The organism is Pseudomonas sp. DP-17, from assembly GCF_022380625.1.
GTDB lineage: Bacteria > Pseudomonadota > Gammaproteobacteria > Pseudomonadales > Pseudomonadaceae > Pseudomonas > Pseudomonas nitroreducens_A.
Genome location: NZ_JAKSXG010000004.1, coordinates 84,884 through 97,236, shown reverse-complemented (window position 1 = coordinate 97,236; position 12,353 = coordinate 84,884). Strand labels below are relative to the sequence as shown.

Sequence of the window (12,353 nt, the reverse complement as noted above, 5' to 3'; positions counted from 1 at the left end):
TATCGTCGCCCCAGGAGGCGCTGAAACGCGCCGCCCCCTCGATAGACACCGCAGACGCAGGAACGAAAACGCCGCTCGGTTGAGCGGCGTTTCGGTCAGCACGGCAGGAATCAGGCCGCGCTTTTCTTCTCGGCTTTTTTCTTCTCGTCACGACCTTGCTGAACGAAGCGCATCATCCATTCGCCGACTGCCGTGCCCTGGTGCGGGCGCGCGAGGCTGTCGATGCCGGACTGGAACACCGGTTCGCTGAAGATGTGCTTGCGCAGCTCGAGGATCGCCTGGGAATAGTCGCTCTGGAACTCCGGGTGGCCCTGGAAGCACAGTACCTGGTCGCCGATGGCGTAGGCGGCGTTCGGGCAGAAGTCGCTGGAAGCGATGCGACGCGCGCCATGGGGCAGCTCGGTGACCTGGTCCTGGTGGCTGACCAGCAGGGTCAGGCCCTCGCCCAGTGCCGGGCTCATCCACTCCGGCTGTTCCTCGATCCGGTAATCGTGAATGCCCACGCCCCAGCCCTGGCTCGCGCGCTCGGTCTTGCCGCCCAGCACCAGCGCCAGCAGTTGGTGGCCGAAGCACACGCCCAGTAGCTTGTCGCCGCGCTGGTAGAGCTTGAGCACGTAGTCCTTGAGGGTCTGGATCCAGGGATCAGTGCCGAAGGAGTCCGCCTTGCTGCCGGTCACCAGGTACGCGTCGAACTTCTCATCTTCGGGCGGGTAATGCCCTTCCACCACGTTGTAGACCGTGAACTCGGCCGGAACGGGTTGCTTGGCGAACAGTTGCTGGAACATCCAGCCATAGCCCTTGTACTGATCGATGAGTTCGGGGCGGAGGATGTCGGTTTCCAGAATGCAGATGTGCAACGACATGCAGGGGTGATTCCTGGGGGGTTGGCGGCTGATAAGAATGGTTTTCCTGACACTGATGAAACGCGCGTGAAAATTACGCCCTATTTTTTCACCACACAAGATGCCGAGGCCGATTCTTGTGTAGGAATTTCAGGGGAAATACCGGAAAAACCGACTTCCTTCAATTGCACGGATGCACAGGGGTGACGGCCGGTTGGCAAGGACTCAACCGATGGACAGCCTTTGCAGCACCGAGTTCGTGTCCAGAACCTGCGCATACTCGCCCTGCAGGTTGGCCAAGGACATGGCGTGAACCTCCTCGGCGCTGCGTGGCACGCCATTGAAATCGCGCTTGTCGAAGGCGAAACAGGCGTCCGCCACGACCCGTGTATCGAAGCCCAGGTTGCCCGCTGTGCGCGCCGTGGCCTCCACCGAATTGTTGGTGCTGACGCCGCAGATCACCACCATCTCGATGCCCCGCACGCGCAACCAGCGCTCCAGGCCGCTATGGATGAAAGCATCGGGGACGTTCTTCTCCACCACATGCTCATGCTCCAGCGGCGCCAGCGCCTCCTGGAACTCGGCGCCCGGCTGCCCAGGCCAGAACGGCGAGCCCGGCGTGCGCGACAGGTGGCGGATATGCACCAGCGGCCAACCTTCCCGTCGCCAGGCGGCCAGCAATTCGCCAATGCGCTGCTCGGCCTGCGGGTTGTTGCGCGGGGCGGGGCTGTCACGCATGCCTTTCTGCTGGTCGATGATCAACAAGGCGGGAGGGGTCATCGGGGCGCTCCTTGCGAGTCGGAAGACGCCATCCTACGGCCTGAACAGGCAAGAAAAAACCGGCCACCACGGCCGGTTTTTCTGTAAGAGCGAGAGGGCGCCTAGTGCTTGCTCGCGAACCCAACCCCGCTGCGAGCCCGTTCGCGAGCAAGCTCGCTCCTACGAAGAGCCCGTCAGAAGGTCTCGTTGCGCGCAGCCTTCTCCAGCAGCAGCGCCGGCGGCAGGAAGCGCTCGCCATACTGCTCGGCCAGGTATTGGGCACGGGCGACGAAGTCCTTCAAGCCGTACTGGTTGATGAATTGCAGCGCGCCGCCGCTCCAGGCCGCGAAACCGATACCGAAGATCGAGCCGATGTTGGCGTCGGCGGTGGAGGTCAGCACGCCCTCCTCCACGCAGCGCACGGTCTCGATGGCCTGAACGAAGAGGATACGGTCACGCACGTCTTCGGCGGATATCTGCGCGTCAGCCTTCTCGAAGCGCTGCTTGAGCTCCGGCCACAGGTGCTTCCTGCCGTTGGCGGGATAGTCGTAGAAGCCCGCGCCGGCGGCTTTGCCCGGGCGCTTGTACTCGTTGACCATCAGGTCCACCACGGCGAAGGCCGGGTGCTTCGGCAATTGCTTGCCCTCCGCTTCCAGGTCCTTGCGCGTCTGCTCGCGGATGTGGGTCATCAGGCTCATGGAGACTTCGTCGCTGATCGCCAACGGCCCCACCGGCATGCCGGCCTGGCGCGCCTGGTTCTCGATCATCGCCGCCGACACGCCCTCGCCGAGCATCGCCAGGCCTTCGTTGGTGAAGGTGCCGAACACGCGGGAGGTGAAGAAACCACGGCTGTCGTGGACCACGATCGGGGTCTTCTTGATCTGCAGTACGTAGTCGAAGGCGCGCGCCAGGGTAGCGTCGTCGGTCTTTTCGCCACGGATGATCTCCACCAGCGGCATCTTGTCCACCGGGCTGAAGAAATGCAGGCCGATGAATTTCCGCGGCTGCACCACGGCTTCGGCCAGGCCGGTGATCGGCAGGGTCGAGGTGTTGGACGCGATCACAGCATCGGGCAGCGCGGCGGACTCGGCGGCAGCACTGACCTTGGCCTTCAGGCCGCGGTCCTCGAACACGGCTTCGATGATCAGGTCGCAGCCTTCGAAGTCAGCGTCGCTGGCAGTCGGCTTGATCCGCGCGAGGAAGGCGTCGCGCTTGTCGCTGCTCATCTGGCCCTTGCCGACCTTCTTGTCCAGCAGGCCGGCGGAATAGGCCTTGCCCTTCTCGGCGGCTTCGACGGACACGTCCTTGAGCACCACCTCGATGTCGGCGGCGGCCGAGACGTAGGCGATGCCCGCGCCCATCATGCCGGCGCCGACCACCCCGACCTTTTTCGTCTGCTGCGGCGGGATGCCTTGCGGGCGGGACTTGCCGGCGTTGATCTCGTTGAGCTGGAACCAGAAGGTACCGATCATGTTCTTCGCCACCTGGCCGGTGGTCAGCTCGGTGAAGTAGCGCGCCTCGATCAGCTGGGCGGTGTCGAAGTCCACCTGCGCGCCCTCGACGGCGGCGCACATGATCTTCTCCGGCGCCGGGAAGCAGCCCTTGGTCTTGTCGCGCAGCACCGACGGGGCGATGGCCAGCATCTGCGCCACGGCCGGGCTGGACGGCGTGCCGCCGGGGATCTTGTAACCGGCGCTGTCCCACGGCTGCTTGGCGGCCGGGTTGGCGGCGATCCACTCGCGGGCCTTGGCCAGCATGTCCTCGCGGCTGGACGCCAACTGGTGGATCAGGCCGGCCTTGAGCGCCTGTTCCGGGCGCACCTTCTTGCCTTCGGCCAGGTACGGCAGGGCCTTCTCCAGGCCGAGCAGGCGCACCATACGCACCACGCCGCCACCGCCGGGCAGCAGGCCCAGGGTGACTTCCGGCAGGCCAAGCTGGACGTGGCTTTCATCCAGGGCGATGCGGTGGTGGCAGGCCAGGCAGATTTCCCAGCCGCCGCCCAGCGCCGCGCCATTGATGGCGGCGACCACGGGCTTGCCGAGGGTTTCCAGGCGGCGCAGCTGGCCTTTCAGGACCAGGATGCCTTCGTAGAAAGCCTGGGCGTCGGCCTTGGTCACCTTGATCAGTTCATTGAGGTCGCCGCCGGCGAAGAAGGTCTTCTTCGCGGAGGTGATCACCACGCCGGCGATCGAGTCCTTCTCGGCTTCCAGGCGCGCCACGGTGGCGGCCATGGCCTCGCGGTACACCGCGTTCATGGTGTTGGCGCTCTGGCCGGGCATGTCCATGGTCAGGACGACGATGTTGTCCTGGCCTTTCTCATAGCGGATGGCGTCGGTCATTTTCTTGTTCTCCGGCCTCAAACCCTTTCGATAATCGTCGCGATGCCCATGCCGCCGCCCACGCAGAGGGTGGCCAGGCCGTAGCGCAGGTTGCGCCGCTCCAGTTCGTCCAGCAGGGTGCCGAGGATCATGCAGCCGGTGGCGCCCAGCGGGTGGCCCATGGCGATGGAGCCGCCGTTGACGTTGACCTTGCTCTCCGGCACGCCCATATCCTTCATGAACTTCATCACCACCGAGGCAAAGGCCTCGTTCACCTCGTAGAGGTCGATGTCCTCGGCCTTCAAACCGGCCTTGGCCAGCGCCTTGCGGGTCGCCGGCGCGGGGCCGGTGAGCATGATGGTCGGGTCGGTACTGGTCACCGCCGTGGCGACGATGCGCCCGCGGGCCTTCAGGCCCAGCTCGCGGCCCTTGGCCTCGGAGCCGATGAGCATGGCGGCGGCGCCGTCGACGATGCCGGAGCTGTTGCCCGGCGTGTGCACGTGCTCGATGCGTTCGACAAAGCTGTACTTGCGCAGGGCGCTGGCGTCGAAGCCCATCTGCCCCATCATCTCGAAGCTGGGCTTGAGCGCGCCGAGGCCTTCGAGGGTGGAGTCGGCGCGGATGAATTCGTCATGGTCGAGCAGGACGATGCCGTTCTGGTCGGTCACCGGCACCAGCGACTTGGCGAACAGCCCTTCGGCGCGGGCCTTGGCGGCCTTCTGCTGGGAGCGCAGGGCGAAGGCGTCGACGTCGGCGCGGCTGAAGCCCTCCAGGGTGGCGATCAGGTCGGCGCCGATGCCCTGGGGCACGAAGCTGGTGTGCAGGTTGGTTTCCGGGTCCAGCGCCCAGGCGCCGCCGTCGGAGCCCATGGGCACGCGGGACATGGATTCCACGCCGCCGACCACCACCAGCTCCTCGAAGCCCGAGCGCACCTTCATGGCGCCCAGGTTGACCGCTTCCAGGCCCGAGGCGCAGAAGCGGTTGATCTGCACGCCGGCAACCTGCTCGTCCCAGTCGGCCACCAGCGCGGCGGTCTTGGCGATGTCCGAGCCCTGGTCGCCTACCGGGGTCACGCAGCCCAGGACGATGTCGTCGACCTGGGCGGTATCGAGCTGGTTGCGCTGCTGCAGCGCGCGCAGGACACCGGCCATCAGGTTGACCGGCTTGACGCTGTGCAGTGCGCCGTCCTTCTTGCCTTTGCCGCGGGGAGTACGCACCGCGTCGTAAATGAATGCTTCGGTCATGGCGTTCTCTCTTAGAGTTGTCGTCACGCAGGCGTGGCGTGTCGGCCTACCTTAGCGACGTATCGGCCGGGGGCAATGACCGCAGCGCTCAGCGCAATTGACCGCCACGCTCAGCCACCGACCGGCGGCCAATGGGTCGAAGGCTCTGGAAAGGGGCTGCCGGCGAAGGCGGACGAGCGGTAAGCAAACACCCCTGAGCTGTCACCGCACGGTCATATAGATGGAATATGCCTGGATCTGCGGGACTTGCTGCCAGATGGTCTAAGCCCGCGCAGCACTAGGCTTAGACTCAATCAGGCAGATGATGCGAAGAGTGCCGTTGCCGGGTTTGCCGGCTCGGCTCGAATAACCAGAAGCCAAGGTACGAGGCTCGCTACTACAGGCCGTGAGCGAGGCGTGCCAAGAACAAGAAAGGCGGAAGGACATCATGGACAAACAATCCAGAAAATGGCGTCAGGCAAGCCTGATCGTCTTCGCAACCACCGTTGTTCTGATCATCCCCAATCTGAGTCGTCTGGTCGGCTAGGGCCAACACCCGGCATCCCCGTTGCTGCGTACCGCGCGCCGCCATCCGCGAGCCACGGTCAACGCAGCGCGGGAGCCACCACCTCCTCCAGCGCGCCTACCTCTGCTAATGTTCCGCGGCCCCCTCCCCGCCACGGATGCGACCATGCGCCCACTGCTGCTGACGCTGCTATTGCTCTGCCCCGCCTCTTTTGCCGCCACGCTCACCCTCGAGTTGCCCGACGGCAAACACGACGTCACCACCGAGCAACTGCTGGCCAACCCCAAGGCGCAGGACATCGAGATTCCCGCTGACGTTTCCTACAACCGCACCATGCATTACCGCGCGGTGCCACTGGCGACACTGCTGCAAGGCGTGAAGCCCGCCGACCACCTGCAGGCCGTGGCGCTGGACGGCTTCGCCGCCGAGCTGCCCGCCGCGCCGCTGTTGGCGGAGAAGGGTTCCCGCGCCTGGCTGGCCATCGAGGAAGCGGACGAACCCTGGCCTAAGCTGGGCGACGGCAAGCCCTCCGCCGGCCCCTTCTACCTGGTGTGGACCGATCCCCAAGCCGCCGGCATCGGCCCGGAACAATGGCCGTTCCAGGTTGCCAGCATCCGTTATCTGAAGCCGCTGGCCGAGCGCTTCCCGGCGCTGTTACCGGCGAAGAATGCCGCTGAACCGGTGCAGAAGGGTTTCGCCCAGTTCCAGAAGAATTGCCTGGCCTGCCACCGCCTGAACGGCGCCGGAGACTCGCAGTTCGGCCCGGACCTGAACATTCCGCACAACCCCACCGAGTACTTCGCCGCGGGCTATCTGAAACAGTACATCCGCGACCCGCAAAGCCTGCGGCACTGGCCCGAGGCGCGGATGAAGGGCTTTGCGGCCGCTGTGATCAGCAACCAGGAACTGGATGAGATCGTGGCTTACCTCAAGCACATGGCGGGCCGGAAGGTTAAGGCCGGAGGCTGATCGGAGATGTCGGCGCGAAGCCGACCGGCTGCGAATTCAGTGCCAGTAGTCCCCAGGCGGCGCCGGTAATTCCCCGAGCAGTTGGCGCAATCCCGCGCCCCACTGGTTGCGAATACCCTCGAAGTACGGGTCGCCCTCCTGGATGCGGTAGCCCGCCGGCACCTCCAGGCTACCCTCGCGGTACACCAGCAGGTCCAGCGGCATGCCCACCGAGAGGTTGCTGCGGATGGTCGAGTCGAAGCTGATCAGCGCGCAGCGCAGGGCCTGTTCCAGTGGCGTGGAATAGCTCATGGCGCGGTCGATGATCGGCTTGCCGTATTTACTCTCGCCGATCTGGAAGTACGGCGTGTCGCGGCAGGATTCGATGAAATTGCCCTGCGGGTAGACGTTGAACAGGCGCGGCACTTCCGTACCGATCTGCCCGCCGACGAGGAAGGAGCTGCCCAGGTCGACGCCCTGGTTCTGGCCGATGTTCTCGTCGTGGTCGACCACTTCGCGCAGCGTCGATCCCACGAGGCGCGCGGCCTCGAAGAGATTCTCCACCGTGCCGAGGTTCGGTCCGTCGGCCCCCATGCGCTGACGCAGCACGCTGATCACCGCTTGCGAGGTGGCCAGGTTGCCGGCGCTCTGTACCACGATCAGGCGCTCGCCGGGCGTACCGAAGACATGCAGTTTGCGGAACACAGCGATGTTGTCGACGCCGGCATTGGTGCGCGAATCGGAAACGAAGACCAGGCCCTGGGCGAGGTTCATGGCGACGCAGTAGGTCATAGCGCTCTCATGACTGTTTTTTGGCGGGGTGAACTGGCACCGATCTTACTGCCGGTGCCGGCTCGCGCGCCATGCACCCTCACTGCTGCGCCTGCTGCATCTGCTGCAGATGCCCCGGCGCCACGGTCACGCGGGCGTGCATCTGCTCACCGCCGCCGCCGCGGCGCATGCCGCGCACCGGGCAGGCGTCGAGATAGTCCAGGCCCACCGCCAGCTTCAGGTGGCGCTCCGGGCGGTCCAGCACGTTGGTCACGTCGAAGCTGTACCAGGCGTCGTCCAGCCAGGCTTCGGCCCAGGCGTGGCTGGCGAGATGCTCCTCGGCGTCGGTGTAGAGATAGCCGGAGACATAGCGCGCCGGCACGCCCAGATGGCGCAGGCAGGCGAGGAAGGCATGGGCATGGTCCTGGCAGACCCCCTGCCCGGCCGCGAAGGCTTCGGCGGCGGTGCTGTCCACCTGGGTCGAGCCGGGCACGTAGGCGATGCGCTCGTTCAGCGCCTGCATCAGGCCGATCATCGCCTGGCGGTCGCGGCGCTCGGCGCATTGGGCGCGAGCGAACTCCTGCAGGGCGCCATCGGCCTGGGTCAGGCGAGTGCTGCGCAGGAACGGCAGCGGCGACAGGTGATCATGCTCGCGCTCGTTTTCCACGTCGATTTCCACCTGGCCGTGGGCGGCGATGACGATGGCCTCATGGGGCTCGTCGAGGGTCAGCACGTGGAGGATGTTGCCGTAGGCGTCGCGCTGCGGATGCGCCGGGCGCGGCAGGTGCAGCTGCCAGTCGAGCACATGCTGGCGCTCGCTTTCCTGAGGGGTCAGGCGCAGGTACTGGATGCTGGCGCGCACCTGGTCTTCGTAGCGGTAGGTGGTGTCGTGGCGGATGGAGAGTTTCATGCGGCCTCCAGGTACGAGCTGTGAATGGCGTTGGCGAGCTGGCGCACCAGCCCGATGTGGTCGGTGATCCAGGGATGCAGGCCGTTGCCCAGCACTTCATCGATGCCGGTGTAGCGCACCCGCGCTTCCAGTTCGGCGGCCAGGCGCTGGGCCGGGCGGCCGTTGACGCCGGGAAGGCTGGCGAGGATCTGGCGCAGCTCCTCGGCGCAGGCCAGCAGCGAGCGCGGCACGTCCTCGCGCAGCAGCAGGAGTTCGGCGATATTCCGCGCATTAAGGGCGTCGCGGTACAGCTCGGTGTACCCCTCGAACGCCGACAGCGCGCGCAGCAGCGCGGTCCACTGGTAGTAACCGCGCGCCGTGCCTTCGGCCGGCCCCTGGTCACCACCGAGCACCTGGTTGCGCGCATCCAGCAGCCGCAGCGTGTTGTCGGCACGCTCGATGTAGGTGCCCAGGCGGATGAAGTGGAAGGCGTCATTGCGCATGCTGGTGCCGAAGGTGGCGCCCCGGAACAGGTGGGAGCGATCCTTCACCCATTCGCAGAAATGGCTGATGCCATAGCGCAGCAGGCCCTGGTGGGCGATGTCGCGCATTTCCAGCCAGGTGGCGTTGATGTTCTCCCACATGTCGGTGGTGATACGCCCGCGTACCGCGTGTGCAGCGGCACGGGCGGCCCCCAGGCAGCAGTAGATGCTGGTGGGATTCTGCGCATCGAGGGCGAAGAAGTTGAGCAGGCGCTCGGCATGCAATTCGCCATGCCGTGCCAGGTAGGCATCGAGGTTTCCGGTGATGCGCAGCGGCATCGCCAGTTCCTCCAGGCCATCGCCACGGCCATCCTGGGGCATCAGCGACAGCGAGTAGGACACGTCGAGCATGCGCGCGAGGTTCTCGGCACGCTCCAGGTAGCGCGACATCCAGTACAGGTCGGAAGCGGTACGGCTCAGCATGATTTCAGTCCTCGACTACCCAGGTGTCCTTGGTACCGCCACCCTGTGACGAATTGACCACCAGCGAGCCTTCGCGCAGCGCCACGCGGGTCAGCCCGCCGGGCACCAGGCGCACGTTGTCCGGCGCCGACAGCACGAAGGGCCGCAGGTCGATGTGGCGCGGGGCGATGCCGTTCTCGACGAAGGTCGGGCAGGTCGACAGGCTCAGGGTCGGTTGCGCGATGTACGCCTCCGGACGGGCCATCAGGCGGGCGCGGAAGGCCTCGATTTCCGCCGTGGTCGCGGCGGGGCCGACCAGCATGCCGTAGCCGCCGGAGCCCTGGGCCTCTTTCACCACCAACTCGGGCAGGTGCGCCAGCACGTGGGAAAGGTCCTGCGGCCGGCGGCATTGCCAGGTCGGCACGTTGTGCAGGATGGGTTCCTGGTCGAGGTAGAAGCGGATCATTTCCGGCACGTAGGGATACACCGACTTGTCGTCAGCGACCCCGGTGCCGATGGCGTTGGCCAGCACCACGTTGCCCGCGCGATAGGCAGCCAGCAGGCCGGGCACGCCGAGCATGGAATCGGGGTTGAAGGCCAGCGGATCGAGGAAGTCGTCGTCCACCCGGCGGTAGATCACGTCCACCGGCATCGGGCCGGCGGTGGTGCGCATGTAGACGCGCTCGTCGCGGACGAACAGGTCGGCGCCCTCCACCAACTCCACGCCCATCTCGCGGGCGAGGAAGGCGTGTTCGAAGTAGGCGCTGTTGAAGCGCCCGGGCGTCAGCACCACCACGCAGGGCTGGTCCACGGCGCTGGCCTGGCGCAGGGTGTCGAGCAGCAGGTTCGGGTAGTGATCGATGGGCGCGATGCGCTGGGCGCCGAACAGCTCGGGGAACAGGCGCATCATCATCTTGCGGTTCTCCAGCATGTAGGAAACGCCGCTGGGGGTGCGCAGGTTGTCCTCGAGGACGTAGTAGGCGCCGTTGCCATCGCGCACCAGGTCGATGCCGGCGATATGCGCATAGACGTTGCCGGGCACATCCAGGCCCTGCATGGCCAGCTGGTACTGGTCGTTGGCCAGGACCTGCTCGGGTGGAATCAGGCCCTCCTTGAGGATGCGCTGGTCGTGGTAGAGATCGGCGAGAAACAGGTTGAGCGCCTGCACGCGCTGGATGCAGCCGGCCTCGATGGTCTTCCACTCGCTGGCGGGAATGCTGCGCGGGATGGTGTCGAAGGGGATCAGGCGCTCGGTGCCCTGGTCGTCGCCGTAAAGGGTGAAGGTGATCCCGGCGCGATAGAACAGCAGGTCGGCCTCGCGGCGGCGCTGTTGCAGCTGTTCGCCGGGCATGTCCGCCAGCCAGCGGGCGAACTCCGTGTAGTGCGGTCGGCAGGCGCCAGCGGCGTCATGCATTTCGTCATAGAACACCCGAGCCATCTTCCACTCCTTGTTGCCGTGCTTCCCCGGCATGCTCTGCATTGGCAGGAGAGCCGTCGCAAGGCCCGTGCCAGAGGTCGATTTCCTATCCATTCAATGACTTGCAAAGGTTGCCCGAGCGATTCGCACCAGCGCGGTGCGCTTTTCACCAGCAGTCCCCTCGGCTCGCCCCGTTTGGGGCCGCAAGCGCCAGCGGGCGGGGCTTTGCGGGGCATGGGGGGGTTCTTGTCAGCCTTCGGGGCCGGAACTACGCTGCAAGAACGTGCCCATTCGCTATGGACACGCAGCGGTCGACCGTGGTGCCAATTTTCTGCGCGCAGGTTCCGCAGTGGCTCCCACAACGAAGAACAACAGGAGTCCGTCCATGTCATCAGTGCAATTGTCTTGCGTGAAAGTCGCGGCGCTCGCCTTCGCCGGCATCAGCCTGCTTTTCGGCGCCTCGCTGCAGGCCGCTGAAGCACTCAAGCAACTCGGCAACCCAGAAGGAGCGCTGGATATCATTGCCTGGCCCGGCTACATCGAGCGCGGCGAGAGCGACAAGAACTACGACTGGGTCAGCCAGTTCGAAAAGGACACCGGCTGCAAGGTCAACGTGAAGACCGCCGCCACCTCCGACGAGATGGTCAGCCTGATGGCCAAGGGCGGCTACGATCTGGTCACCGCCTCCGGCGACGCCTCGCTGCGGCTGGTCTACGGCAAGCGCGTACAGCCGATCAACATTGCCCTGGTGCCCAACTGGAAGAACGTCGACCAGCGCCTGCAGGACGCGCCCTGGCACACGGTAGACGGCAAGCACTACGGCACGCCCTACCAGTGGGGGCCGAACGTGCTGATGTACAGCACCAAGGTCTTCCCCAAGGCTCCTGAAAGCTGGAGCGTGGTGTTCAGCGAGCAGAAGCTGCCCGACGGCAAGAGCAACAAGGGACGCGTACAGGCCTATGACGGGCCGATCTATATCGCCGACGCGGCGCTCTACCTGAAGACTGCCGAGCCCAAACTGGGCATCCAGGACCCCTACGAGCTCAACGAGGAACAGTACGCCGCCGCGCTCAAACTGCTGCGTGAGCAGCAGAAGCTGATCCATCGCTACTGGCACGACGCGACGGTGCAGATGAGCGACTTCAAGAATGAGGGCGTGGCCGCTTCCGGCTCCTGGCCGTACCAGGTGAACGCGCTGCAGGGAGAGAAGCAGCCGATCGCCTCGACCATTCCCGGCGAAGGCGTCACCGGCTGGGCCGATACCACCATGCTGCACGCCGATGCCAAGCACCCGGTATGCGCCTACAAATGGCTGAACTGGTCGCTGGAACCCAAGGTGCAGGGCGACGTCGCCGCCTGGTTCGGCTCGGTGCCGTCCGTACCCGACGGCTGCAGCGGCAGCCAGCTGCTGGGCGAGAAAGGTTGCGCCGCCAACGGCTACGACCAGTTCGACCGCATCGCTTTCTGGAAGACTCCGCAGGCCAAGTGCGCGCAAGGCCAGTGCGTGCCGTACAGCCGGTGGACACAGGACTACATCGCGATCATGGGGGGGAGGTGACGTTGTTTCGTCGCTGAAGGCCCCTCTCCCCAGCCCTGGCTGCGCGCCCCGCTCCGAAGGGAGAGGGAGCCATCCGAGCGGGAGCTGAATATAGAGTCAGCCGGCAATTTCGTTTTCCGCAGTGAGCGATGTGTTTTCCGCGCTCGCCGGACAGTCCC

The 12,353-nt window shown here is 65.6% G+C and carries 10 protein-coding genes; 2 read left to right on the top strand and 8 right to left on the bottom strand.

What is annotated here, in order from left to right:
- Positions 1-110 precede the first annotated feature (110 nt).
- The 4 genes from MJ122_RS09845 to MJ122_RS09830 form a co-directional block, all read right to left on the bottom strand.
- Positions 111-863 (bottom strand): amidotransferase, encoded by a 753-nt coding sequence (locus MJ122_RS09845; RefSeq protein WP_239744019.1) that lies wholly within the window; start codon positions 861-863, stop codon positions 111-113.
- A gap of 204 nt (positions 864-1,067) precedes the next feature.
- Positions 1,068-1,622, bottom strand: coding sequence for a cysteine hydrolase family protein (locus MJ122_RS09840; protein WP_239744017.1), 555 nt, complete (start codon positions 1,620-1,622; stop codon positions 1,068-1,070).
- A 173-nt stretch (positions 1,623-1,795) separates the two neighbouring features.
- Entirely contained in the window at positions 1,796-3,940 is a 2,145-nt protein-coding gene (locus MJ122_RS09835; protein ID WP_239744015.1) for a 3-hydroxyacyl-CoA dehydrogenase NAD-binding domain-containing protein, read from the bottom strand.
- Between the two features lie 17 nt (positions 3,941-3,957).
- A complete protein-coding gene (locus MJ122_RS09830; RefSeq protein WP_239744013.1) occupies positions 3,958-5,163 on the bottom strand; it encodes an acetyl-CoA C-acetyltransferase in 1,206 nt (401 codons plus the stop codon).
- 670 nt (positions 5,164-5,833) lie between these two features.
- Here MJ122_RS09830 and MJ122_RS09825 point away from each other — a divergent pair.
- Positions 5,834-6,637 (top strand): cytochrome c, encoded by an 804-nt coding sequence (locus MJ122_RS09825; RefSeq protein WP_239744011.1) that lies wholly within the window; start codon positions 5,834-5,836, stop codon positions 6,635-6,637.
- A gap of 36 nt (positions 6,638-6,673) precedes the next feature.
- On the opposite strand, the gene MJ122_RS09820 is transcribed toward MJ122_RS09825, so the two are convergent.
- The 4 genes from MJ122_RS09820 to MJ122_RS09805 all read right to left on the bottom strand — a co-directional run bounded on the left by MJ122_RS09820 (position 6,674) and on the right by MJ122_RS09805 (position 10,658).
- Positions 6,674-7,408 carry a proteasome-type protease gene (locus tag MJ122_RS09820; RefSeq protein ID WP_239744009.1) on the bottom strand — a complete coding sequence of 245 codons (735 nt, stop codon included), beginning with the start codon at positions 7,406-7,408 and terminating at the stop codon, positions 6,674-6,676.
- Between the two features lie 79 nt (positions 7,409-7,487).
- Positions 7,488-8,297 (bottom strand): transglutaminase family protein, encoded by an 810-nt coding sequence (locus tag MJ122_RS09815; RefSeq protein WP_088417504.1) that lies wholly within the window; start codon positions 8,295-8,297, stop codon positions 7,488-7,490.
- A complete protein-coding gene (locus MJ122_RS09810) occupies positions 8,294-9,241 on the bottom strand; it encodes an alpha-E domain-containing protein (RefSeq protein ID WP_239744007.1) in 948 nt (315 codons plus the stop codon). Before MJ122_RS09810 ends, MJ122_RS09815 begins: the two co-directional genes overlap by 4 nt.
- Positions 9,242-9,245: 4 nt before the next feature.
- Positions 9,246-10,658: a circularly permuted type 2 ATP-grasp protein gene (locus tag MJ122_RS09805; RefSeq protein WP_088417506.1), complete on the bottom strand. Its 1,413-nt coding sequence runs from the start codon at positions 10,656-10,658 to the stop codon at positions 9,246-9,248.
- Positions 10,659-11,022: 364 nt separating this feature from the next.
- Here MJ122_RS09805 and ydcS point away from each other — a divergent pair, with 364 nt between their 5' ends.
- Entirely contained in the window at positions 11,023-12,195 is a 1,173-nt protein-coding gene (gene ydcS / locus MJ122_RS09800) for a putative ABC transporter substrate-binding protein YdcS (protein WP_239744005.1), read from the top strand.
- Positions 12,196-12,353 lie beyond the last annotated feature (158 nt).

What these genes read in the sequence shown, in the direction of transcription:
- MJ122_RS09845 (WP_239744019.1), bottom strand. Translation starts at nt 863, where the DNA reads ATGTCGTTGCACATCTGCATTCTGGAAACCGACATCCTCCGCCCCGAA.
- MJ122_RS09840 (WP_239744017.1), bottom strand. Translation starts at nt 1,622, where the DNA reads ATGACCCCTCCCGCCTTGTTGATCATCGACCAGCAGAAAGGCATGCGT.
- MJ122_RS09835 (WP_239744015.1), bottom strand. Translation starts at nt 3,940, where the DNA reads ATGACCGACGCCATCCGCTATGAGAAAGGCCAGGACAACATCGTCGTC.
- MJ122_RS09830 (WP_239744013.1), bottom strand. Translation starts at nt 5,163, where the DNA reads ATGACCGAAGCATTCATTTACGACGCGGTGCGTACTCCCCGCGGCAAA.
- MJ122_RS09825 (WP_239744011.1), top strand. Translation starts at nt 5,834, where the DNA reads ATGCGCCCACTGCTGCTGACGCTGCTATTGCTCTGCCCCGCCTCTTTT.
- MJ122_RS09820 (WP_239744009.1), bottom strand. Translation starts at nt 7,408, where the DNA reads ATGACCTACTGCGTCGCCATGAACCTCGCCCAGGGCCTGGTCTTCGTT.
- MJ122_RS09815 (WP_088417504.1), bottom strand. Translation starts at nt 8,297, where the DNA reads ATGAAACTCTCCATCCGCCACGACACCACCTACCGCTACGAAGACCAG.
- MJ122_RS09810 (WP_239744007.1), bottom strand. Translation starts at nt 9,241, where the DNA reads ATGCTGAGCCGTACCGCTTCCGACCTGTACTGGATGTCGCGCTACCTG.
- MJ122_RS09805 (WP_088417506.1), bottom strand. Translation starts at nt 10,658, where the DNA reads ATGGCTCGGGTGTTCTATGACGAAATGCATGACGCCGCTGGCGCCTGC.
- ydcS (WP_239744005.1), top strand. Translation starts at nt 11,023, where the DNA reads ATGTCATCAGTGCAATTGTCTTGCGTGAAAGTCGCGGCGCTCGCCTTC.